Below are 20,613 nucleotides of genomic sequence, written 5' to 3' on the forward strand. Positions count from 1 at the left end.
TCACGTCAGCGAGTAGCGCACCGGCAGGTGTTTCAGGCCCCCGACGAAGGTGGTGGCGGTCAATTCCGGATCGCCGGTCAGCTCAATGGACTTCAGCCGGGGCAGCAGCTCGGAGAAGAAACTGTTGACCTCCATGCGGGCCAGCGCCGCGCCCATGCAGAAGTGCACGCCGTAGCCGAAGGCCAGGTGCTTGTTGGGATCGCGCCCGACGTCGAAGCGGAACGCGTCGTCGAAGACTTCCTCGTCGCGATTGGCCGATACGTAGGACAGCAGCAGCGAATCCCCTGCGGCGATGGGGATTCCACGCACGGTCGTGTCGCTGGCGGCGGTCCGCATGAACTCCTTGACCGGGGTGACCCAGCGGATCATCTCCTCGGTGGCCAACGGCATCAAGTCGAGGTTGTCGCACAGGCGCTGACGCTGGTCGGGGTTGTCGATGAGCGCCTGCATGCCGCCGGAGATCGTCGCGCTGGTGGTGTCGTGACCCGCGGTGGCGACGATCAGGTAGTACGACACGGTGTCGATGTCAGACAGCGATTCGCCGTCGACGCGGGCGTTCGCGATCGCCGACGCGAGGTCCTCCGTGGGGTGCTCGCGGCGCGCCGCGGTCACCGCGTTGAAGTACTCGAACATGTCGAACAGTGCGGGCAGCTGCTCCGCGTTGGTGGTGCCGCGTTTGAATTCGGAGTCTTCGCTTCCGAACAGCTCCTGGGTCAGTTTGAGCATGCGCGGAAAGTCGTGCTCCGGGAGCCCCAGCAGCGACATGATGACGTAGAGCGGGTAATTGACCGCGACGTGCTGAACGAAGTCGCATTCGGGGCCGGCGGCCATCATCTTGTCGACGTAGATCTTGGCCAGCTCGTCGACGCGTACCTTCAAGGCCCGCATCGCCTTTGGCCGAAACCAGTCGGAACCGATCGCACGGACGACCCGGTGCTGCGGATCGTCGAGGTGGATCAGGGTGCGCACGCCGGCGGCGATCGCCTGCTCGTCGCCCTCCAGCGTGGTCAGGACCGGGCGCGGCCAGTTGGTGAACAGCATGTTCTCGCGCTCGATGTCCATGATGTCGGCGTGCTTGGTGATCGCCCAGAACGGCTTGTAGTTCGGCACGTCGACCCACGACACCGGGGCGTTGGCCCGCAGGTGGGTCAGTGCCGCGTGCAATCGCGGCTCGTCGGTGTAGGCCAATGGATCCGTCAACAGCTTGGCGGCGTCGTCCATCGTCGGCGTGCTCACTGGCGGAACTCCTTCATTGCGGCGCTGACACAGTCTTGCGATGCGGTCATGAAGATCGGCAGGACGCGATCGACCACGTCCGTGCAGCGGCTTTTCAGGGCGGCACCGACTTCGGCCACCGGGCCGACGACGGCGAAGGTCGCCAGCATCTCGTCGTCGATCAACGAACCCATGACGTCCCACTCCCCCCGCTTGGACAGCCGGTTGAGCTCCTCGTGTAGCTCGCCCCAGCCATTCAGCTCCAGCACCTTGCGATAGGCCGGAGTCGATCCGTAGAAGGCGATCTGCTTGCGCACGGCGGCGGTGGCCGTCCGTAGTTCGGCGTCGGTCTCCCCGGTGGCCACCAGCACTTCGGCCGACAGCTCAACGTCCTTGCGGGCGCGGCCCGCTCGCTGCAGGCCGCGTAGCAGCGCCGGGGTGGTGACCTCGGTGATGTACCGCTTCGACACCATCGGGTGGCCCAGGTGGCCGTCCGCGACCTCGCCGCACATCTCGGTCATCGCTTCACCGACCGCGGCGAGGAACACCTTCGGCGGCGCGTAGGGCTGCGGCTCGGGGGTGAACATCGGGGTCATGATCTTGTGCGTGTAGAAGTCGCCCTCGAACGCAAGCTTGGTGCCGTCGCGCCACGCGGACCAGATCGCGTGCAGCGCCGAGACGAATTCCCGCATCCGGCGCGCCGGATGGCTCCAGGGCATGCTGAACCGCTTCTCGATGTGGGGCTGGATCTGGGTGCCCAGACCGAGGATGAACCGGCCCCGCGAGTACGCCTGCAGGTCCCAGCCGATGTTCGCGACGACCATCGGATTGCGGGCGAACGCCACGGCGATGTTGGTGCCCAGCTCGAGTCGCGACGTGTGTTCGGCGGCCAGTAGCAGCGGCAGAAAAGGGTCGTGACTGGTTTCGGCGGTCCAGCCGCCGTCGTACCCCTGCTCTTCCAGGGCTCGGGCGGCGCCAGCGGCCCGCGCCAGCTGATTGGGGATGCCCCCGTCGATCTTGAGGCGAGGGCCGTCAGCCATGCGGGCAACTTTACAGTAAGCGATCCAGTATGTGACCCTGCACGTGTAACGGCGATCGCAAGTTTCCATGAGGTAGGACATAGGCATGACAAAACCCCCGGACTGGCAGGAGACGCTCGAGGACCTCGACCGTCGCCGGCAGAGCGCACGGGGCATGGGTGGGCCCGAACGCCTCGACAAGCACCGCGGCAAGGGCAAGCTCGACGCCCGCTCGCGCATCGAGCGGCTCACCGACCCGGGGACGTTCCGCGAAATCGGCACGTTGGTCGGCGGCGAGATCGCCGCCGACGGGCTGGTCGTCGGCTCGGGTTTGATCAACGGTTCGCCGGTGATGTTGGGCGCGGAGGACTTCACCACCCTGGCCGGCAGCATCGGACCCGGCGGCAACGCGAAGCGCTACCGCATCGCCGAACTCGCGCTGCGCGACAAGGTTCCGCTGGTGATGCTGCTCGAAGGCGCCGGCTTTCGTCCCGGCGGCGGACATTACGGTCGCACCCCGACGGACCTGCTGTCCCAGGCGCAGTGCTCGGGCCGGGTGCCAACCGTCGCCGCCGTACTCGGGCCCTCGGCCGGACACGGCGCCCTCGTCGCCCCGGTCTGCGATTTCCGGATCATGAGCCGACAGGGCGCGATCTTCACCGCCGGCCCGCCGGTCGTCAAAGAGTCAACCGGAGAAGAGATCTCGAAGGAGGACCTCGGCGGGCCCGCCACCGCCCTACCGAGCGGGGTCATCCACAACGTCGCCGAGGACGACGAGGCCGTGATCGCCGAGATCCGCCGCTACCTGTCCTATTTCCCGCCGAGCGCGTGGTCGTACCCGGCGCCGCTGCCGCGCGACGAGGACAGCGAGCCACGCGCGACGCCCGAACTGCTCGACATCGTCTCCCGCGACAACCGCCGCGTCTACGACATGCGCGCCGTGCTGGACGTGGTCTTCGACCGGCCCGACTGGTTCGAAGTGCAGCCGCAGTACGGCCGGGCGATCATCTGCGCGCTGGCCCACCTCGGGGGCCACCCGGTCGCGGTGGTGGCGAATCAGCCGAACGTGCTCGCGGGCTCCATCGACGCGGCCGCCGCGGACAAGGCGGCGCATTTCATCCTGGTGGCCGACTCGTTCCATTTGCCCATCCTGTTCCTCGCCGACAACCCCGGCATGCTGCCCGGCAGCCGGTCCGAGCGCAGCGGCGTGCTGCGCGCCGGTGCGCGGATGTTCGCCGCGCAGACGGCGGCCACCACGATCAAGCTGCACGTCACGCTGCGCAAGGCCTACGGATTCGGCTCAATGGTGATGTCGCTGCTGGGTTTCGATTCCCAGAGCGCGACCTTCGCCTATCCGGGCGCGACCATGGGCGCCATGAGCGCGGCGGCGCTGGGCCGGGCGACGCACGCCGACGAGGACATCACCGCCAAGCTGCGCGACGCCGAGTTGCAGGCGTCCTATCGTTCGGCCGAGCACCTGGGATTCGACGAGCTCATCGATCCCCGCGAAACCCGTGACGCCCTGTTGGGTTCGCTGCGTCGTGCGCTGTCCAGCCGTCAGGCCACGGCCGAGCCCGTCAGCCGGACCGTCATCCTGCCGTAGCGCTCGTCGCGAGCGAGCGTGTTTGTCCGCGACACGCCGCTCTGACGTGACATTGTGCGCACGCTCGCGGTCAGCCGGCCCGGTAAGCCGTGACCACCGGCTCAAGTTCGTCCGGCGTCGCGCCGTGCATGATCACCGCGTCGGCCCCATAGTCGAACTCCTTGCGGATGCGGTCCACGCACTGCCGGGCCGAACCGGTGGCCGACGGTTCCAGCCACTCGTCGGGGATCAGCGTCGCGATGTGTTCGATCTGCTCGGGCGTGGCCTTGTGATCGATCCCGCCGGCGATCGACGTCACCACGGAATCCTCCCGAAAACGCTGCAGCACAGCGGGATCCCACTTGTTGGTCTGCACCAGCAGATCGCCGTACCCCTGCAGATACGTGGCCAGGCGCGCCACGGTCTTCTTCAGCCGCAGCTGCTCGGGAAGGTGGTCGCCGACCGTGGCGAAGCACGACCACACCCGCACGCTGTCCGGGTCGCGGCCCGCCCTCTCCGCGGCGGACTTCACCGTCGCCACGCAGCGCTGCAGCGTCTCCGGGGTAAAGTAGGTGTGCAGGATGACGTCGTCGAACACCCGGCCGCCGAGTGCCAGCGTGTTCGGCCCGAATGCCACCAGCGCCAGGCGAATGTCCTCGTTGAAGTCCGGGTCGAGAAACAGGATCGGATACTTTCCCATCGGGCCGTCGTGGTTGAAGATCAACTCGCCGTGCCACAGCCTGCGCATGACCTGGGCCCAGTCCTCCATCTGGGCGGTCGTCACGGCCGGGATGCCGAACGCCCCGTAGATGGCGGCGATACCGCGGCCGATGCCCAGGGTGAATCGCCCGCCGGAGAGCCGATGCATGGTGGTCGCCCACGATCCGGTTATCAGCGGATGGCGGGTGTTGTGATTGGTTGCGGCGGTGGCGATTTGCATCCGGCTGGTCACCGCGCACGCCGCGCCGACGAGCGACGACGCCTCCTTGACGTTCCAGCGCTCGGAGATGAAGGCAGTGCCGAAGCCCAACTCCTCGCCGCGGCGGGCCTCGTCCACCAGGGTTGCCGGCCCCTCGCCGCCGGCCCCGGCGAGCAGGTAGTACCCCAATTCGTCAAGCGTGCGCTCGGTCAATTCCAAACCCCTTGCTGGTAGCCGCAATTCCAGACCTCGGTGATCCTGCCGCCGACGACGCGGAACACCTCGATGCTGCCGACGTTGGTCTCGATGCCGTCCTTGGTGGTCATCGACGAGTCGTAGACGATCGCCACGTGCTCGCCGTCGTCTCCCTCGACGACGATCCTGAGGTCGAAGCGCAACGAGTCGAACAGCGCCAACATGTCTGCCACTCGCTGCACCGCCTGAGCGTGGGTCAGTGTGTGCGCCTCATTGACCTCGTGCCGAATGACGTTGTCGCCCAGCAGCTCCTCGGCCAGGTCGAGATTGCGCTCGTTCCACACCACCAGGTTGTAGAGCTCAACAACTTCGCGGGCAGTCCGGGTGCCCGCCATCAACCGGCCACCTCTCGCAGGAAGCGTTCGGTCACCGCGAGCACGCGCCGGGAGAAGACGTGTCCGACGTGTCCGCCGTCGTACCAGTACAACTGGCCGCCCCAGCGTTCCTGCAGCGCGACCGCGGGGTCGCGCATCGCCATCCGGTCGTGCCAGGCCCCGACGATGAGCCGACGGTGTGGTGGCGGCGCGGGATCGGCCCGCAGTGGGTCGATCACCGAGGTCAGCATCGAGACCTCCGGCGAGCCCAGCACCTCGCGGAAACCCGCGCGGGACTGCCCCCAGCGTCCGAGGTGCCGCGCGATCATCGCGTTGAGCCCGAGGATCGGGGTGTACAGCGCCACCGCGTCGATCTGCCTCTCCAGGTGGGAAACCAGCGCGGCCACCGGGGTACCCATCGAAATGCCCGACACCACAACGGCGGTGGCCTGCGGTTGCACCCAGCGCACCACGGCGCGGACCTCCGAGACCGCGCGCATCATGCCCGCGACGTTGCCCAGGGGATCGACGTCCGGGTAGGCCGGCCATTCGCGGCGCCGGCAGCCATGGCCGGGCTGCACCGGCATCGCGACGTTGAAACCCAGCGTGTGATGTATCCGGCCGATCCGCGACAGCAACAGGTCCTCCGTGCCGCCCTGACCGGCGCCGTGCACCCACACCAGCCACGGCCGCGGGCCGTCGGGATGCCGGCACAGGTGCACCACCGCGCGGGCCGGCCCGCCGAAGCCTTCGGCCTCCAGCGTCGGCGGCAGCCCGGGATCGTGTTCGAACATCATCCGCTCGTATTCCAGGCCGGCGATCCTGCGCCGCCGTATCGACGTGGCCCGCAACGGCTTCGGCGCGACGTGCGCCCCCTCGATGCCCAGTGCCGACAGTTCCTCGGCCGCCGCGCTGCACGCGTCCACCGGCCGCATCTCCGCCGGGCCGCCGGCCAGCAGCGAAAAGCCGCTCAGCACAAGCTCGTCCAGCATGACCTCACCGAACTGACGCAGGCCCCGCGGGGACGCCGGCGCCCACCCGGTGGATTCATGCAGGCCGGTGACCGTGCGGGGCAGCAGCATGCTCATCTCGCGGGCCAGCCCCTTGGAGAGGCCGAGTCCGCGCGTCGCCCATGACATACCGATCACCTCGCCACGGCTAGGTCAGCTCGAAACCGGTGTATCCGCCCGCCGCGATCTCGCCGCAGCGGCGCCGGTATTCCGCAATTCCGCCGGTATAACCCCACCGTCTTACCAAGTATTGCACGACGGGTGCCCCAAAACCCTCGGGGCCACCAGCGCGGTGGTGTGCTCGATCCACTCCTGGTCGGGGTGAATACGGCGCGCGACTCCACGTCCGTGGTGTCCAGAAATCGGCAGTAGCGGGCCTTGAGCTGCCGAATCGATTCCAGCTCGTCAGCCGCTTGGTTCATCTGTCTCCTTGTGGCTTACCGGCCGAACTGCTGAAATCTATACTGTAACGACCTTAGTATCAACGATCATGGGAGACGCCGGCGTGAAAGTGCCTTTCACCTGGAAAGTAACCGGCTGGTTCATGGTCGGCTGGTCACCCGAATTCCCGGTCGGCGAGGTGCGGCCGCTGCACTACTTCGGCGAGGATCTGGTCGCCTACCGCGACGAGCAGGGCGAGTTGCACGTCCTCGAAGCGCACTGCAAGCATCTCGGCGCCCACATCGGCCACGGCGGCAAGGTGGTCGGCGACTGCGTCGAGTGCCCGTTCCACGGTTGGCGCTGGGGTCCGGACGGCACCAACCGTCACATCCCCTACCAGCCGGACCGGCCCAACCGTGCGCTGCGGCTTCGGGTGTTTCCGGTCCGCGAGCAGTACGACTGCGTGTTCATCTGGCATCAGCCGGACGGCAAGGAGCCGCAGTGGGAGATGCCCGACATTTTCGAAAAGTTCCCGCAGTTCGAGACCGACCCGGCGGCCTATTACCGGGCGTATCCGGAGTTCTCCCGGCGCGCCGAGCGCGAACCGGTGCACCCGCAGATCGTGGCCGAGAACGCCCCCGACAGCGCACACTTCGAATACGTCCACCACGCCACGGTGACGCCCCGGGTGCTGGACTGGAAGATCGTCGAGCACGAGTGGCAATTCATCGCCGGTTGGCCGGACGCCGGCACCGACGACCCCGACGATCTCGCGCTGCGCTTCCACAGCCATCTGTTCGGCCTGGGCGGCGCGATCAGCGTCTTCGAGGGCGCCCAGAATCATCGGCTGATCTTCGCCTGCACGCCGGTCGACGACGAGTGCTCGGACCTGTTCTACTCGATCTGGTGGCCGCGCGTCCCGGGCGACGACTCCGACGTGCCGGAGGGCAAGCTGCGCGAGGTGATCGAAAGGCAGTTCCTGTCAACCGTTTTCGACGACCTGCAAATCTGGCGCTACCAGCGATACGTGGAGCACCCGGCGCTGTCCAAGGTGGACGCGAAAGGCTATATGGCGCTGCGCAAGTGGGCCACGCAGTTCTACGAAGTGCCGGCATGACGGCACTCGACGACCTGGTGGCGCCCGGGCACACCGCGATCGTCACCCAGGAATGCCAGGGCGCGGTCATCGGCCCGAACGCCGGGCTGGCGGTCCTGGCCAAGGAGGCGCGCCGCGTCGCCCTGCCGAACATCGTGCGGCTCTTGCCGGGCGCGCGGGCGGCCGGGGTGCGCGTGGTGCACTGCCTGGTGCAGCGCCGGCCCGACGGGCTCGGCTCCAACCACAACGCCAGGATCTTCGCCATCGGCGGCGGAGACGTCGGCATCACCCCCGGCACCCCCGGGGCGGCCCTGCTGCCCGAATTGGGTCCCGAGCCAACCGATCTGGTGCTGAGCCGCTGGCACGGCGTCGGGCCGATGGGTGGCACCGACCTCGACGCGGTGCTGCGCAACCTCGGGGTGTCCACCATCGTCGTGGTGGGCGTCTCGCTGAACATCGCGATCCCCAACGTCGTGATGGACGCGGTCAACGCCGCCTACCGCGTCGTCGTGCCGAAGGACGCCGTGGCGGGCGTGCCCGCCGAGTACGGCGAGGCCGTCATCGCCAACACCCTGTCGCTGCTCGCGACCATCACCACGACCGACGACCTGCTGCAGGCATGGAACAGGCCATGACCGAAACCACGCCCGGGGTACAAGGCGGATTCCCCGAGATCAAACCGGCCGAGCACGCGCCGCCCGGGCTGGGGCGGTTCGTCGCCGCGATGCGCCGCCTGCAGGACCTGACCGTGTCCACCAACAGTTCGATGTGGAGCACCGCGGCCGAGCACGTGGAAAGCGCCTGCGCGCTCCTGGACGGGCACCAGGTGCCCGAGGGCGTGTCGCCGGGCGGGCGCGTCATCGAACTGCCCGGGCTGGGACACCCGCTGCTGCCGCCATGGCTGGTCACCGAATCCGGGCCGGACGGCGTCACCATGCACGGCCACTTCACCCGCTCGCACGTGGGCGGGAACAACGCCGTCCACGGCGGCATGATCCCTCTCCTCTACGACTGGCTGTTCGGGATGATCGTTTCCACCGCCGGCGTCCCCCCTACCCGAACGGCCTACCTGCACGTCGACTACCGCAGCATCACGCCGATCGACGAGCCGCTGAGCGCCCAGGGCCGCATCTCGAACGTCGACGGCAGGAAATTCTTCGTAGCCGCTAGCATGACGGCTGCCGACGGCACATTGCTCAGCGAAGCAAACGGCCTGATGGTTCGCCTGCTACCCCACCAGCCGTGAGAGGCAAGATGTCAGACACCGCAACACAATTCACCGTTCCCGCAGTGGCGACGGCCGTCGCCGCGGCCATCCCCGACCGAGACCTGGTGATCCGGGGTGAACGGCACTCCAGCTACGCACAGCTCCTCGAAAGGGCGAACCGGCTCGCGGCATACCTGCGTTCACGAGGCCTGGGGTGCCACACTGAGCGCTCCGCGCTCGCCGGCCACGAGGTGGGTCAGGACCTGCTGGGCCTGTACGCCTACAACGGGAGTGAGTTCGTCGAGGCGTTGCTGGGCAGCTTCCAGGCGCGGGTGGCCCCCTTCAACGTCAACTACCGCTACGTCAAGAGCGAGCTGCAGTACTTGCTGAAGGACGCCGGCGCGACCGCCCTGATCTACCATGCCGCGTTCGCGCCGCGCGTGGCCGAAATCCTGCCGGATCTGCCGCAGCTGCGGGTGCTGATCCAGATCGCCGACGACTCGGGCAACGACTTGATCTACGGTGCGGTGGATTACGAGACGATCCTGGCGTCCAGTTCGCCGGAGCCTCCGCCCGTGCAGCACTCCCCCGATGACCTGTACGTCTTGTACACGGGCGGGACGACGGGCATGCCGAAGGGTGTGCTGTGGCGCCAGCACGACATCTTCATGACGTCCTTCGGTGGCCGAAACCTGGTGACGGGCGAGCCGTTCGGCTCCGTCGACGAGATCGTCGCCGGGGCCGCGGCCGGCCCCGGCACCAAGTTGCTGATCTTGCCGCCGCTGATCCACGGCGCGGCCCAGTGGAGCGTGATGACGGCGATCACCACCGGCCAGACCGTCGTCTTCCCTTCCGTCGTCGACCATTTCGACGCCGAAGACGTCGTCCGCACCATCGAGCGTGAACGGGTGATGACGGTGACGGTGGTCGGTGACGCGATGGCGCGACCCTTGGTCGCCGCCATCGAGCAGGGGATCGCCGACGTCTCGTCGTTGGCTGTGGTGGCCAACGGCGGCGCCCTGCTCACCCCGTACGTCAAGCAGCAACTCATCGAAGCGCTGCCCAACGCCCTGGTCATCGACGGCGTCGGGTCGTCGGAGACCGGCGCGCAGATGCACCACATGTCGATGTCGGGCGCGGTGTCGACCGGCACCTTCAACGCGGGGCCCGACACCTTCGTCGCGGCCGAAGACCTCACCTCGATCCTGCCGCCCGGCCATGAGAGCATGGGCTGGCTCGCGCAGCGGGGCTACGTTCCGCTGGGCTACAAGGGCGATGCGGCCAAGACCGCCAAGACATTTCCGGTCATCGACGGGGTGCGGTACGCGGTTCCCGGCGACCGTGCGCGGCACCGCGCCGACGGCGCGATCGAACTGCTGGGCCGCGATTCGGTGACCATCAACTCCGGCGGCGAGAAGATCTTCGTCGAAGAGGTCGAAACTGCGCTCGCGTCGCACCCTGCGGTGGCCGACGTGGTGGTCGCCGGGCGGCCGAGCGAGCGGTGGGGACAGGAGGTCGTTGCCGTCGTCGCCCTGGCCGAAGGCGCGAGCGCCGACGCCGACGAGCTGATCAAGCACGCCAGCGAGTCCCTGGCCCGGTACAAGCTTCCCAAGACGATCGTCTTCCGCCCGGTGATCGAGCGCAGCCCGTCGGGCAAGGCGGACTACCGGTGGGCACGCGAGCAGGCGGAGAACGGCTAAGCCGGCAGCCGGATCCGTAACAGCGCCTGCTGATACGACGCGGTGACGAGCAATGCGTCCGCCGACTCCGGGCCCAGGCAGACATTGGTCGGCAGCGTGCCCTCGGGCAACACCACCGCATCCAACGTCTCGCCCGTCTCGCCGACGAGGTCGAGGCGGTCCGCGCCCGTCAGCGCCACCCAGGACGCGCCGTCGGGCCGCACCGCCATTCCCGCCGGCCATGCCCGATCGAACGTGCAGACCAGCTCGCCGGCGTGACAATCGAGCGAGCCCGCGTAGATCGGATAACGCACGAGCTGCGCGGGGGACGTCGCGGTCACCAGCAGCCGCGTCGAATCCGGGCTGAAACCAAGGCCGTTGATCCACACCGGCCCGGATTCAAGGATCAAATCCTTCGCGCCGGTGGTGGGATCGACGGTCCACAGCCATCCGCGCTTGCTTTCGTCGGGGTGGAAAATTTCCATTTCGGCGCGGGTGTCGGTGACCCAAAGTTTTCCGTCGGGCCCGAACATGAGATCGTTCGGCGCGTCCATGCCCTGGGCGAGGTAGTCGACCCGGCCGTCGCTGATGACCTGCACTCCGGGCTCGGCCGCCCTGTCAGAACCGAAATTGCCGCCGTTCTGGGCGACATAGATGCACCCGTCGGGTCCGCAGCACAGACCGTTGGGCCCGCCGCCGGTGTCGATCCTTTCCCGTGCGCCCCCGTCCGGGTCCATGATGTACACGCAGCCGTGGCTGACCGAGGCCACCGCGACCCTGCCGTCGGGCAGGCAGACGGGCCCTTCCGTGAATCCCAAACCGTCGGCGATCATTTCGATCGTCATCAGGTCACCTTCTTCGGCGGTGAACAGTGTGGGCGGCCGAGACCCAAGAAGCCGTGGGGATCATGCTACGGAAGACGTCGACGATGCCGCCACAGATTCCGATGGTCGCGTATTGGGGCGGAACGAGAAACCGCGCCCATATTGTCTACTGTAATAATTACAGTAGGATCTTACGCAACGACAGCCTGTTCCTGCCGAAGATGCGGAGATCTAGGTGACGACCAACGTTCAGACGGGTTCCCAAACCGGCCCAGAGACCGTCAGCCTGCGTGACCCCTACCCGTTCTTCGCTCATCAGCGGCGGCAGGCCGGCGTGTTCCGCGGGAGCGTCATGGACTACTCCAAGACACCCGAGTCGCTGCGGCCCAGGCGCGAATATTCCGCCGTGTCGTTCGACGCGGTGAACACGGTTTTTCGCGACGGCCGGGTGTTCAGCTCGGCACCGTACGACAGGACCATCGGCCTCTTCATGGGCCCGACCATTCTGGCGATGGAGGGAAAGAAGCATCGCGACCACCGCAACCTGGTGTCCGCCGCGTTCAAGTCCAAAGCCCTTGCCCGGTGGGAACCCAGCATCGTGCGGCCGATCTGCAACGCGCTGATCGACGAGTTCATCGACACCGGCGAAGCCGACCTGGTCCGGCAATTCACGTTCGAATTCCCCACCCGCGTCATCGCCCAACTGCTGGGCTTGCCGGCCGAGGACCTGCCGATGTTTCGCAGGCACGCCGTCGCGCTGATCAGCTACCACGTCAACTACGAGCGCGCGTTCGAGGCGTCGGCGGCGCTGAAGGATTACTTCGTCGACCAGATCGAGCAGCGCAAGTCCAAGCCCACCGAGGACATCATCGGTGATCTGGTCACCGCCGAGATCGACGGCGAAAAGCTCAGCGACGAGGCGATTTACTCGTTCCTGCGCCTGCTGCTACCCGCCGGGCTGGAGACCACGTACCGGTCATCGGGAAACCTCTTGTATCTGTTGCTCACCCATCCGGATCAGTTCACGGCCGTGCAGGCCGACCGCGAGCTGCTGCCCCAGGCGATCGAGGAGGGACTGCGCTACGAGACGCCGCTGACCACGGTCCAGCGGTTCGCGACGGAGGACACCGAACTCGAGGGCGTCGAGATTCCGGCGCGCGCGGTGATCGGCGTGTGCATGGGTTCGGCGAACCGCGACGAGCGGCGCTGGGAACGGTCGGAGGAATTCGACATCTTCCGCAAGCACGTGCCGCACATCTCCTTCGCCGCGGGCGAGCACACCTGCCTGGGTCTGCACCTGGCGCGGCTGGAAACCCGGGTCGCGGTCGGCTGCCTGCTGGATCGGTTGACCAACTTCACCCTGCTGACCGACGGCGACCCGCACATCCACGGCCAGCCCTTCCGTTCCCCGATTGCCCTTCCTGTGACGTTCGATGCGAAGTAGGGTCCCGAAAATGATCAAGGTGATGGAGGGCTTTCGGGTCCTGGAGCTTGCGCAGTTCACGTTCGTTCCGGCGGCGGGGGCGATCCTCGCCGACTGGGGCGCGGACGTCATCAAGGTCGAGCACCCGGCGCGCGGCGACACCCAGCGGGGCTTCCTCAACATGGGCGGCATCCAGGTCGACCCGAATCGACACCCGCTGATGGAGCATCCCAACCGGGGCAAGCGCAGCGTCGGGATCGATGTTTCGACGCCGGGCGGCCAGGAAGTGATCTACGAACTGGCCAAGACGTCCGATGTGTTCCTGACCAATTACATGCCGGCGCAGCGGCAGAAGCACAAGTTCGACGTGGAGCACATCCGCGCGGCGAACCCGAACATCGTCTACGCCCGCGGTTCGGCCTACGGCGACAAGGGACCCGAGCGCGACGTCGGCGGCTACGACGGGACGGCCTTCTGGACGCGCAGCGGCGTCGGGTACGCGCTGACGCCCGAGGAGCTGGGTGGCGCTCTGGGACAGGGCATTCCGGCGTTTGGCGACTCGATCGGCGGCATGTTCATCGCCGGCGGCATCTCGGCCGCGTTGCTGCATCGCGAACGGACGGGCGAGGCCGTAGAAATGGATGTGTCGTTGCTCAGCACGGCCTGGTGGGCGGCGGGCGCCAGCGTGACGCAGGGCATGGAGACCGGCGAGGTCATGCGGACGTCCATGCCAGGTTCCCTTGCACCGTCGGTGAATCCGTTCATGGGCAACTACGAAACCTCCGACGGCGGCACGATCAACTTGTGCATCATCAGCCCGACGGGCATTATCCGGGACACCTTCGAGCACCTCGGCATCCCTGAGGCCGCCGACGATCCCCGTTTCTCCGACGTGCTCCCGCTGATCCAAAACGCCGACGCGGCGGCCGAGCTGATCGCGAAGGCCATCGCCGCCAAGCCTTTTGCCTACTGGCGCCAGCACCTGAAGACGATGAAAGGTCAGTGGGCACCGTTCCAGAGCCTCCTCGACCTCGCCGACGACGAGCAGGCAATCGCCAACGACATGATCGCCGAGGTCGAACTGGCAAGCGGCGGAAAGCCGTTCCGCGTCGTGCGCGGCCCGGTCCAGTTCAATCACGAGCCGCTGGTGACGACGCGCGCGCCGCAAGCCTCCGAGCACACCGAGATCGTCCTGATGGAACTTGGGATGGACTGGGACCGCATCGAACAACTCAAGGACGCGGGGGCCATCGCTTGACGGACGCCTACTACGAGCTGACCGATCCACACGATCCACTGGGCGAGAGGTGCAGATACGGATGACGAACGAGGTGGCCATCATCGGAGTGGGTCTGCACCCCTTCGGCCGCTTCGAGGGCAAGTCGGCCATGCAGATGGGCGTCGACGCGATCTTCGCCGCGGTCGCCGATGCGGGCATCGAATGGAAGGACGTCCAGTTCGCCACGGGCGGCAGCTGGACGGTGGCCAACCCGGACGCCATCGTCGGCATGGTCGGCCTCACCGGCATCCCGTTCACCAACGTGTTCAACGCCTGCGCGACGGCGGCCAGCGCGGTCAAGGCGTGTGCCGACGGAATCCGGTTGGGCGACTACGACATCGGCATCGCCATCGGCCTGGACAAGCATCCGCGCGGGGCGTTCACCGAAGATCCGGCGCTGGTAGGGATGCCGAGGTGGTACGCCGAGAACGGACAGTACCTGACCACCCAGTTTTTCGGCATGAAGGCGAACCGGTATCTGCACGACCACAACATCTCTGCGCAGACGCTGGCCAAGGTCGCCGCCAAGAATTTCCGCAACGGGGCGTTGAACCCCAACGCATTTCGGCGCAAGCCGATCTCCGAAGAGCGCATCCTCGAATCGCCGGTCCTGAACTACCCGCTGACCCAATACATGTTCTGCGCCCCGGACGAGGGTGCCGCAGCCGCGGTGATGTGCCGGGCCGACATCGCCCATCGCTACGCCTCCAAGCCCGTCTACCTACGGGCGGTGGACGTCCGCACCCGCCGCTACGGGGCCTATGAGGTCAACACCACGTTCGCGCCGGTCGACGAGGATGTGGCACCTACCGTCTACGCCGCGCGCACCGCGTTCGAAAAGGCCGGCGTGGCCCCCGCCGACGTCGACGTGATCCAGCTGCAGGACACCGACGCGGGCGCTGAAATCATCCACATGGCCGAGTGCGGGTTCTGTGCGCACGGCGATCAGGAGAAGCTGCTGGCCGACGGCGCCACCGAGATCGGCGGCCCCATGCCCGTCAACACCGATGGTGGGCTGATCGCCAACGGCGAGCCGATCGGCGCCTCCGGGTTGCGCCAGATCCACGAAATCGTCCGCCAACTCCGCGGCGAGGCCGGCGAACGGCAGGTCCCCGGTGATCCGAAGGTCGGGTTCACCCAGTTATACGGCGCCCCCGGCACCGCGGCGGCGACCATCCTGACGACCTGAGCTTCGGAGCCGCTGTAACTTTCGGCCCGCCCGCTTCGTCGTAGTGGCGAACGGGAGGAGTTCTCATGCGAATCGTAATCTTCGGCGCCAATGGATCGACCGGACGACTTGTGACGCGTCGGGTGCTGGATGCCGGCCACTCGGCCGTGGCGGTGACCCGGCGACCCGACGAGTTCCCCATCGCCGATGCGGGGCTGACGGTCGCGCGTGCGGACGTGCGGCGCGACGGCCTCGCCGGAGTGGTCGCGGGCGCCGACGCAGTCCTGTCGACGCTCGGGGTGCCGTTCACGCGCCGGCCCGTCGACACGTATTCCGTCGGCACCCGCAACGTCGCGAACGCGATGCGCGAGTCCGGCGTCGCCCGGCTCGTCGTGGTGAGCTCCACCGGCGCCCACCCTGCGCGCGGCCGGCACCACACACCCCTGGCGCTACGGCTGTTCGAGCCGATCATCGCCCGCACCATCGGCAAGACCGTCTACGACGACATCCGGCGGATGGAGACGGTGGTCCGGGAGAGCGGCCTGGACTGGACGATCGTGCGGCCGTCGGGCTTGTTCGATCTGCCGCGGATCACGAATTACCTTGCGGGAGAGGTTGAACCGGTGGGAGCTTTCACGGCTCGCATGGACCTGGCGGACTACCTCGTCAAGCTCGCCCAAGACGGGACGACAATCCGGAGGACCGTCGTCGTCTCGACGACCGCGCACACGCCGACGGTGTGGGAAATGGTTCGGCGGGAGGCGTTCAAGAGCACCACGCCGCACGAGGTGTCGGCTTAACAAACGCCCTTGATCGGGTTGCCGCCAGATGCCCGCGCGGCGACGCCAGGGTTAATTTAAATTCCCAGGGACAAATCGCACTGCTGTTGTCATCGGGTTTGCTCGTAGGCTAACGCCGAAATGCCTGCTCGAACCCGAGGTCAGGAGTCGCGTTGTCCACTACCGAATTTCCATCCGAGGACGTCCCCCTGGCCGCCGGTGAGCGGTTCCTGGGCATTCAGGCGAGCCCCGAATTCGCCGAGCTTCGGCGCAGACTACGCCGTTTCGTGTTCCCGATGACGGCGCTCTTCCTCGCCTGGTACGCCGCCTACGTGCTGTTGGGCGCCTTCGCGCACGACTTCATGGCGACCAAGGTATTCGGAAACGTCAACGTCGGACTGCTGATCGGGCTGGGCCAATTCCTGACGACGTTCCTCATCACCGGGCTCTACGTACGGTTCGCCGATCGGGAGCTCGATCCGAGAGCCGCCGCCATTCGCGCCGAAAGCCGGGCGTCATGACGCCGTTGGCCGCGGGTCAGCAGACGATCGGGAACCCCGTCGCCAACATCGCCATCTTCGCCGTCTTCGTCCTGATCACCCTGTACGTGGTGATCCGGGCCAGCCAGCGGAACGCCACCGCGACCGAGTTTTTCACCGCCGACCGGGCGTTCTCGGGACCGCAGAACGGCATCGCCATCGCCGGGGACTATCTGTCGGCGGCCAGCTTCCTCGGCATCGCCGGCGCGATCGCGGTCTACGGGTACGACGGGTTCCTGTATTCCATCGGATTCCTCGTGGCCTGGTTGGTGGCCCTGCTGTTGGTGGCCGAATTGATCCGCAACACGGGCAAATTCACGATGGCGGACGTGCTGAGCTTCCGGCTGCGACAGCGCCCGGTGCGGCTGGTCGCGGCGGTGTCGACGCTGACGGTGTCGCTGTTCTACCTGCTCGCCCAGATGGCCGGCGCGGGCGGTTTGGTCGCCCTGCTGCTGAATGTCAAAGGGCGCCTTGGTGAGTCGATCGTCATCGCGGTCGTCGGCGTCTTGATGATCGTCTATGTCCTGGTCGGCGGGATGAAGGGCACCACGTGGGTGCAAATCATCAAGGCCGTCCTGTTGATCCTCGGTGCCGCGGCGATGACGGTGATGGTGCTGGCGAAGTACGGCATGAACTTCTCCGACATCCTGGGGTCCGCACAGTCGGCGGTGTCGCATGCCACCACCAAGGGTGTTTCCGGCCGCAACGTGTTGGCCCCGGGCGCGCAGTACGGCGGGTCGACGACGTCCAAGATCAACCTGCTATCGCTCGGCCTTGCGCTGGTGCTGGGCACCGCGGGCCTGCCCCACGTATTGATGCGGTTCTACACGGTGCCGACCGCGAAAGAGGCACGCCGGTCGGTGGTCTGGGCGATCGGGCTCATCGGCGCCTTCTATCTGTTCACGCTTGCGCTTGGCTATGGCGCGGCCGCCATCGTCGGGCCCGACCGGATCCTCAAGGCCGCCGGCGGCCAGAACTCGGCGGCGCCGTTGCTGGCATTCCATCTCGGCGGCGTGGTCCTGCTCGGCGTCATTTCCGCGGTGGCGTTCGCGACTATCCTCGCCGTGGTCGCGGGTCTGACGATCACGGCATCGACGTCGTTCGCCCACGACATCTATGCCAGTCTGATCAAGCGCCACAAGGTCACCGAGAGCGAACAGGTCCGGGTGTCCCGCATCACCGCCGTGGTGCTCGGCATCTTCGGCATTGCGCTCGGAATCCTGGCCAACGGCCAGAACGTCGCCTTCCTGGTAGCGCTGGCGTTCGCGGTCGCGGCCTCGGCCAACCTGCCGACCATCTTGTATTCGCTTTATTGGCAGCGGTTCAACACCCGCGGCGCGCTGTGGAGCATGTACGGCGGCCTGGTCTCGACCATCGTGCTGATCATCTTCTCCCCGGCGGTGTCGGGCGCCAAAACCGCGATGCTCCCCGGCGCGGACTTCGCCTGGTTCCCGCTTTCCAACCCCGGAATCGTGTCGATCCCACTGGCGTTCGTCCTCGGCATCGTGGGCACGCTGTCGTCACCCGATCGCGGTGACCCGGTGCGCAACGCCGAGATGGAGGTCCGCTCGCTCACCGGCATCGGCGCGGAGAAGGCCGTCGTCGCGCATTAGCCGAGCGGGCGGCCGCACTGATTACACGTTGGGTGCGATATGACTCAGGTCTTCGCAAGTGGCGGTGAGTAATTCGGCTTGCCGAGACCGAGGGTGTACTGGCCGATCATGTTGCGGAACACCTCGAGCGTGCCGCCATAGATGCCCACCAAGGGAGCGAACCGGAAGGCATACTCGGCGCTGCCATCGTCGGCGGCGCCGTCGGTGCCATATGGCAGCGTCGAGGCGGCCCCGAGGATGTCCATCAGGTCCGGCGAGATGTCGCGCATCGTCTGCGCGATGGCGACCCGGCCGTAGATGCTCGGGGACGACAGCGCGACTTCCAACCGGGCGGCGCTGCGGCCCAGCCGGTAGGCGACCGACTTGTCGTCGATCAGCCGGCGCCCGTCCGGGCCGGGCCGGGTCACGGCCGCCGCCGCGTTGTCGACCGCCTCGGCCAGGGATCCGGCCTGGTGCATCATGATCGAGGTGTCCTGCAGCCCGTCGGGCGCCGCCGCGACGGCACCGTGCTCGACGTTGAGCGGCTCGCGCAGCACGGTCCAACCCGCGTTGACGTCGCCGAGCCGGTATTTGTCGTCGACGCGAACGTCACTGTAGTAGACGATGTTGGTCCGGTCACCGTCCACCGTGCGGAGGCCCTGAATTTCGATGCCCGGCGACTCCAGCGGAACCAGAAACATGGTCAGGCTCTTGTGTTTCGGCGCCTCCGGGGCGGTGTTGGTGATCAGAAACACGTACTGGCAGTTATGCGCTCCGGTGGTGAACATCTTGGAGCCGTTGACAATCCAGTTGTCGCCGTCGCGCACCGCGCGGGTCTTGCAGGTGGCGACGTCGGAGCCGCCCTCGGGCTCGGTGTAGCCGAGGCACAGCCGGACCTCGCCGCTGAAGACCTTGGGCAGCACCTCGTCGCGCACTTCCGGTGTTCCGAACTTCGCCACCGAACGCGCGACCATCGCGGTAGTCCCCCACGTCACCCAGGGCACGTGGGCCCGCCGCTTCTCCTGCTCCCAGATGCGGCGCCGGACCCGGCTGAACCCGCCCTCGGATTCCGACTTCCACTCGGCCGCCAAGTAACCTGCGGCGCCGAACTTCAGGTGCAGGCCCTCGTCGAAGTTGTCGCCCGTCTCGCGGTCGCGACGCCGGACCTCTTCGGTCATGTGGGTGCTCAGGAAGTTCCGCGCCTCCTCGCGGAAGGCCCGGTCCTCCGCGGACAGCTCGACTCGGGAGAAGTCCATGGTTTTGCTCCTGTCCTAAGCCGGCTGGGGTGCGCTCTCGCGGGCCGCGACGATCTCGGCGACGCGCAGGGCGGTGGCGCCGGGATCGCCTCCGGCCAGCGGCCATCCCCTGGCGCGCACCAGATACGCCGTGGCCGCGGCTTCGGAGGAAACCCCAAGGCCGCCTTGGATGTGCACCGCCATCGTCGCCGCCTTCGAGGCCTCCTCGGCCATGAAGACGAAGGCCGACGGCGCCAGGTCGGGCCGCTCGTCGGGTTCGTTGTCCAGGAACCAGGCGGCCCGCCGGGCCAGGTTACGGCCGCCCTGAACGGTGATGGCCATGTTGGCAAGCGGGTGCGAGATGGCCTGCAGCGTCGAGATCGGCACGCCCAGCGTGTAGCGGGTCTTGGCGAACTCCGCGGCGATGGTCATCGTCTCCTCGACCAGGCCCACCAGGGCCGCCGCGGTCAGCAGCCGCCATTCGTCCAGGGCCCGTTGGTAACTCGCGACGGCGTCGGGTCCTTCGCCGATGACCGTGCGGGTATCCGCGGCGGCCGGGTCCACCCAGGCCATCGGCAACCGGCCGATGTTGTCGACCTGGGCCGGCCGAGTGCCGAACGTCAGCCGTACGATCTGGTCGCCGTCACGGATGACGATGTGGTCGGCGATCGAGCCCGTCGGGATCAGCCGGGCACCCACCGGACCGTCGATGCGGGCGTCGAGCCCGGCGAGCCGTTCACCGCCGGCCACCCCCGCGGTGTTGGCGTTCAATCCGCCCAGGCGTGCGAGCAACCGCGCGGCGCACACGTGGTCGATCCACGGGACCGGCGCCAGGGACCGGCCGATCTCCTCGGCCACCAGGGTAAGATCGACCAGCGTCGCGCCGTCGCCGCCGGCGGACTCCGGCAGCGCCATGGTGGTGGCGCCCATCGCGCACAGCCGCTCCCACAGGTTCTTGTCGAACCCGGATGGTTCTGCGGCGCGCACAGTTTCGATGGAGCAGTGGGTCTTGAAGAATTGCTTGTACGCGTCTTGCAGAGCCACGTGGTCCTCGGACAGGCTGTAGTCGAGTCTGCGCAGTTCGAAGCGGTCCATGG

General features: G+C 67.3%; 19 protein-coding genes and 2 pseudogenes. 11 read left to right on the forward strand and 10 right to left on the reverse strand.

Annotated features, from left to right (window positions below):
- Entirely contained in the window at positions 1–1,221 is a 1,221-nt protein-coding gene (locus AC5Y5E_RS19625; RefSeq protein ID WP_499905000.1) for a cytochrome P450, read from the reverse strand.
- A gap of 11 nt (positions 1,222–1,232) precedes the next feature.
- Positions 1,233–2,255, reverse strand: coding sequence for an LLM class F420-dependent oxidoreductase (locus AC5Y5E_RS19630; RefSeq protein ID WP_499904361.1), 1,023 nt, complete (start codon positions 2,253–2,255; stop codon positions 1,233–1,235).
- Positions 2,256–2,340: 85 nt separating this feature from the next.
- Here AC5Y5E_RS19630 and AC5Y5E_RS19635 point away from each other — a divergent pair, with 85 nt between their 5' ends.
- Positions 2,341–3,837: an acyl-CoA carboxylase subunit beta gene (locus tag AC5Y5E_RS19635; protein ID WP_499904362.1), complete on the forward strand. Its 1,497-nt coding sequence runs from the start codon at positions 2,341–2,343 to the stop codon at positions 3,835–3,837.
- Between the two features lie 70 nt (positions 3,838–3,907).
- Here AC5Y5E_RS19635 and AC5Y5E_RS19640 read toward each other — a convergent pair whose 3' ends face one another.
- From AC5Y5E_RS19640 to AC5Y5E_RS19660, 5 genes and pseudogenes are all read right to left on the reverse strand, one after another.
- Positions 3,908–4,948, reverse strand: a complete 1,041-nt coding sequence (locus tag AC5Y5E_RS19640; protein ID WP_499904363.1) for a TIGR03857 family LLM class F420-dependent oxidoreductase — start codon at positions 4,946–4,948, stop codon at positions 3,908–3,910.
- A complete protein-coding gene (locus AC5Y5E_RS19645; RefSeq protein ID WP_499904364.1) occupies positions 4,945–5,325 on the reverse strand; it encodes a nuclear transport factor 2 family protein in 381 nt (126 codons plus the stop codon). The genes AC5Y5E_RS19640 and AC5Y5E_RS19645 overlap by 4 nt, the downstream gene beginning before the upstream one ends.
- Complete coding sequence (locus AC5Y5E_RS19650; RefSeq protein WP_499904365.1) at positions 5,325–6,443, reverse strand: alpha/beta hydrolase family protein; 1,119 nt, start codon at positions 6,441–6,443, stop codon at positions 5,325–5,327. Before AC5Y5E_RS19650 ends, AC5Y5E_RS19645 begins: the two co-directional genes overlap by 1 nt.
- Positions 6,444–6,462: 19 nt before the next feature.
- Positions 6,463–6,677 (reverse strand): annotated as a pseudogene (locus AC5Y5E_RS19655) (cyclohexanone monooxygenase); the annotation flags it as partial.
- Positions 6,659–6,736 (reverse strand): annotated as a pseudogene (locus AC5Y5E_RS19660) (nuclear transport factor 2 family protein); the annotation flags it as partial. The pseudogenes AC5Y5E_RS19660 and AC5Y5E_RS19655, both read right to left, overlap by 19 nt.
- 83 nt (positions 6,737–6,819) lie before the next feature.
- Here AC5Y5E_RS19660 and AC5Y5E_RS19665 point away from each other — a divergent pair.
- The 4 genes from AC5Y5E_RS19665 to AC5Y5E_RS19680 are packed head-to-tail and all read left to right on the forward strand — an operon-like array spanning position 6,820 to position 10,698.
- Positions 6,820–7,812, forward strand: a complete 993-nt coding sequence (locus tag AC5Y5E_RS19665) for a Rieske 2Fe-2S domain-containing protein (protein ID WP_499905002.1) — start codon at positions 6,820–6,822, stop codon at positions 7,810–7,812.
- On the forward strand, positions 7,809–8,426 hold the full coding sequence (locus tag AC5Y5E_RS19670) for a cysteine hydrolase family protein (RefSeq protein WP_499904366.1): 618 nt from the start codon (positions 7,809–7,811) through the stop codon (positions 8,424–8,426). The genes AC5Y5E_RS19665 and AC5Y5E_RS19670 overlap by 4 nt, the downstream gene beginning before the upstream one ends.
- The gene (locus AC5Y5E_RS19675; protein ID WP_499904367.1) at positions 8,423–9,037 is read left to right on the forward strand and encodes a PaaI family thioesterase; all 615 of its coding nucleotides are present in this window, start codon (positions 8,423–8,425) and stop codon (positions 9,035–9,037) included. Before AC5Y5E_RS19670 ends, AC5Y5E_RS19675 begins: the two co-directional genes overlap by 4 nt.
- An 8-nt stretch (positions 9,038–9,045) precedes the next feature.
- The gene (locus AC5Y5E_RS19680) at positions 9,046–10,698 is read left to right on the forward strand and encodes an acyl-CoA synthetase (protein ID WP_499904368.1); all 1,653 of its coding nucleotides are present in this window, start codon (positions 9,046–9,048) and stop codon (positions 10,696–10,698) included.
- On the opposite strand, the gene AC5Y5E_RS19685 is transcribed toward AC5Y5E_RS19680, so the two are convergent.
- Positions 10,695–11,522 (reverse strand): SMP-30/gluconolactonase/LRE family protein, encoded by an 828-nt coding sequence (locus AC5Y5E_RS19685; protein ID WP_499904369.1) that lies wholly within the window; start codon positions 11,520–11,522, stop codon positions 10,695–10,697. The two genes, AC5Y5E_RS19680 and AC5Y5E_RS19685, sit on opposite strands and share 4 nt — an antisense overlap.
- A 214-nt stretch (positions 11,523–11,736) precedes the next feature.
- Between AC5Y5E_RS19685 and AC5Y5E_RS19690 the strand changes: the two genes are divergently transcribed.
- The 6 genes from AC5Y5E_RS19690 (at position 11,737) to AC5Y5E_RS19715 (ending at position 18,302) form a co-directional block, all read left to right on the forward strand.
- Positions 11,737–12,945, forward strand: coding sequence for a cytochrome P450 (locus AC5Y5E_RS19690; RefSeq protein WP_499904370.1), 1,209 nt, complete (start codon positions 11,737–11,739; stop codon positions 12,943–12,945).
- A 22-nt stretch (positions 12,946–12,967) separates the two neighbouring features.
- On the forward strand, positions 12,968–14,182 hold the full coding sequence (locus tag AC5Y5E_RS19695; RefSeq protein WP_499905004.1) for a CaiB/BaiF CoA transferase family protein: 1,215 nt from the start codon (positions 12,968–12,970) through the stop codon (positions 14,180–14,182).
- A gap of 61 nt (positions 14,183–14,243) precedes the next feature.
- Positions 14,244–15,392: a thiolase family protein gene (locus AC5Y5E_RS19700; protein ID WP_499904371.1), complete on the forward strand. Its 1,149-nt coding sequence runs from the start codon at positions 14,244–14,246 to the stop codon at positions 15,390–15,392.
- A gap of 65 nt (positions 15,393–15,457) precedes the next feature.
- Positions 15,458–16,171 (forward strand): NAD(P)-dependent oxidoreductase, encoded by a 714-nt coding sequence (locus tag AC5Y5E_RS19705; RefSeq protein ID WP_499904372.1) that lies wholly within the window; start codon positions 15,458–15,460, stop codon positions 16,169–16,171.
- Positions 16,172–16,359: 188 nt separating this feature from the next.
- Positions 16,360–16,671 carry a DUF485 domain-containing protein gene (locus AC5Y5E_RS19710; RefSeq protein ID WP_499905006.1) on the forward strand — a complete coding sequence of 104 codons (312 nt, stop codon included), beginning with the start codon at positions 16,360–16,362 and terminating at the stop codon, positions 16,669–16,671.
- A complete protein-coding gene (locus AC5Y5E_RS19715) occupies positions 16,668–18,302 on the forward strand; it encodes a monocarboxylic acid transporter (RefSeq protein WP_499904373.1) in 1,635 nt (544 codons plus the stop codon). Before AC5Y5E_RS19710 ends, AC5Y5E_RS19715 begins: the two co-directional genes overlap by 4 nt.
- A gap of 44 nt (positions 18,303–18,346) precedes the next feature.
- Here the strand turns inward: AC5Y5E_RS19715 and AC5Y5E_RS19720 are convergent, their stop codons facing one another.
- Together AC5Y5E_RS19720 and AC5Y5E_RS19725 are read right to left on the reverse strand one after the other, a co-directional pair.
- Positions 18,347–19,537, reverse strand: coding sequence for an acyl-CoA dehydrogenase family protein (locus AC5Y5E_RS19720; RefSeq protein WP_499904374.1), 1,191 nt, complete (start codon positions 19,535–19,537; stop codon positions 18,347–18,349).
- A gap of 15 nt (positions 19,538–19,552) precedes the next feature.
- A complete protein-coding gene (locus AC5Y5E_RS19725) occupies positions 19,553–20,611 on the reverse strand; it encodes an acyl-CoA dehydrogenase family protein (protein WP_499904375.1) in 1,059 nt (352 codons plus the stop codon).
- Positions 20,612–20,613 lie beyond the last annotated feature (2 nt).

The organism is Mycobacterium sp. NGS54 (assembly GCF_059812465.1).

Coding starts and splice junctions, on each gene's coding strand:
- AC5Y5E_RS19695 (WP_499905004.1), top strand. CDS start 12,968: ATGGAGGGCTTTCGGGTCCTGGAGCTTGCGCAGTTCACGTTCGTTCCG.
- AC5Y5E_RS19625 (WP_499905000.1), bottom strand. CDS start 1,221: ATGGACGACGCCGCCAAGCTGTTGACGGATCCATTGGCCTACACCGAC.
- AC5Y5E_RS19670 (WP_499904366.1), top strand. CDS start 7,809: ATGACGGCACTCGACGACCTGGTGGCGCCCGGGCACACCGCGATCGTC.
- AC5Y5E_RS19705 (WP_499904372.1), top strand. CDS start 15,458: ATGCGAATCGTAATCTTCGGCGCCAATGGATCGACCGGACGACTTGTG.
- AC5Y5E_RS19635 (WP_499904362.1), top strand. CDS start 2,341: ATGACAAAACCCCCGGACTGGCAGGAGACGCTCGAGGACCTCGACCGT.
- AC5Y5E_RS19725 (WP_499904375.1), bottom strand. CDS start 20,611: ATGGACCGCTTCGAACTGCGCAGACTCGACTACAGCCTGTCCGAGGAC.
- AC5Y5E_RS19650 (WP_499904365.1), bottom strand. CDS start 6,443: ATGTCATGGGCGACGCGCGGACTCGGCCTCTCCAAGGGGCTGGCCCGC.
- AC5Y5E_RS19645 (WP_499904364.1), bottom strand. CDS start 5,325: ATGGCGGGCACCCGGACTGCCCGCGAAGTTGTTGAGCTCTACAACCTG.
- AC5Y5E_RS19685 (WP_499904369.1), bottom strand. CDS start 11,522: ATGACGATCGAAATGATCGCCGACGGTTTGGGATTCACGGAAGGGCCC.
- AC5Y5E_RS19675 (WP_499904367.1), top strand. CDS start 8,423: ATGACCGAAACCACGCCCGGGGTACAAGGCGGATTCCCCGAGATCAAA.
- AC5Y5E_RS19680 (WP_499904368.1), top strand. CDS start 9,046: ATGTCAGACACCGCAACACAATTCACCGTTCCCGCAGTGGCGACGGCC.
- AC5Y5E_RS19700 (WP_499904371.1), top strand. CDS start 14,244: ATGACGAACGAGGTGGCCATCATCGGAGTGGGTCTGCACCCCTTCGGC.
- AC5Y5E_RS19720 (WP_499904374.1), bottom strand. CDS start 19,537: ATGGACTTCTCCCGAGTCGAGCTGTCCGCGGAGGACCGGGCCTTCCGC.
- AC5Y5E_RS19715 (WP_499904373.1), top strand. CDS start 16,668: ATGACGCCGTTGGCCGCGGGTCAGCAGACGATCGGGAACCCCGTCGCC.
- AC5Y5E_RS19630 (WP_499904361.1), bottom strand. CDS start 2,255: ATGGCTGACGGCCCTCGCCTCAAGATCGACGGGGGCATCCCCAATCAG.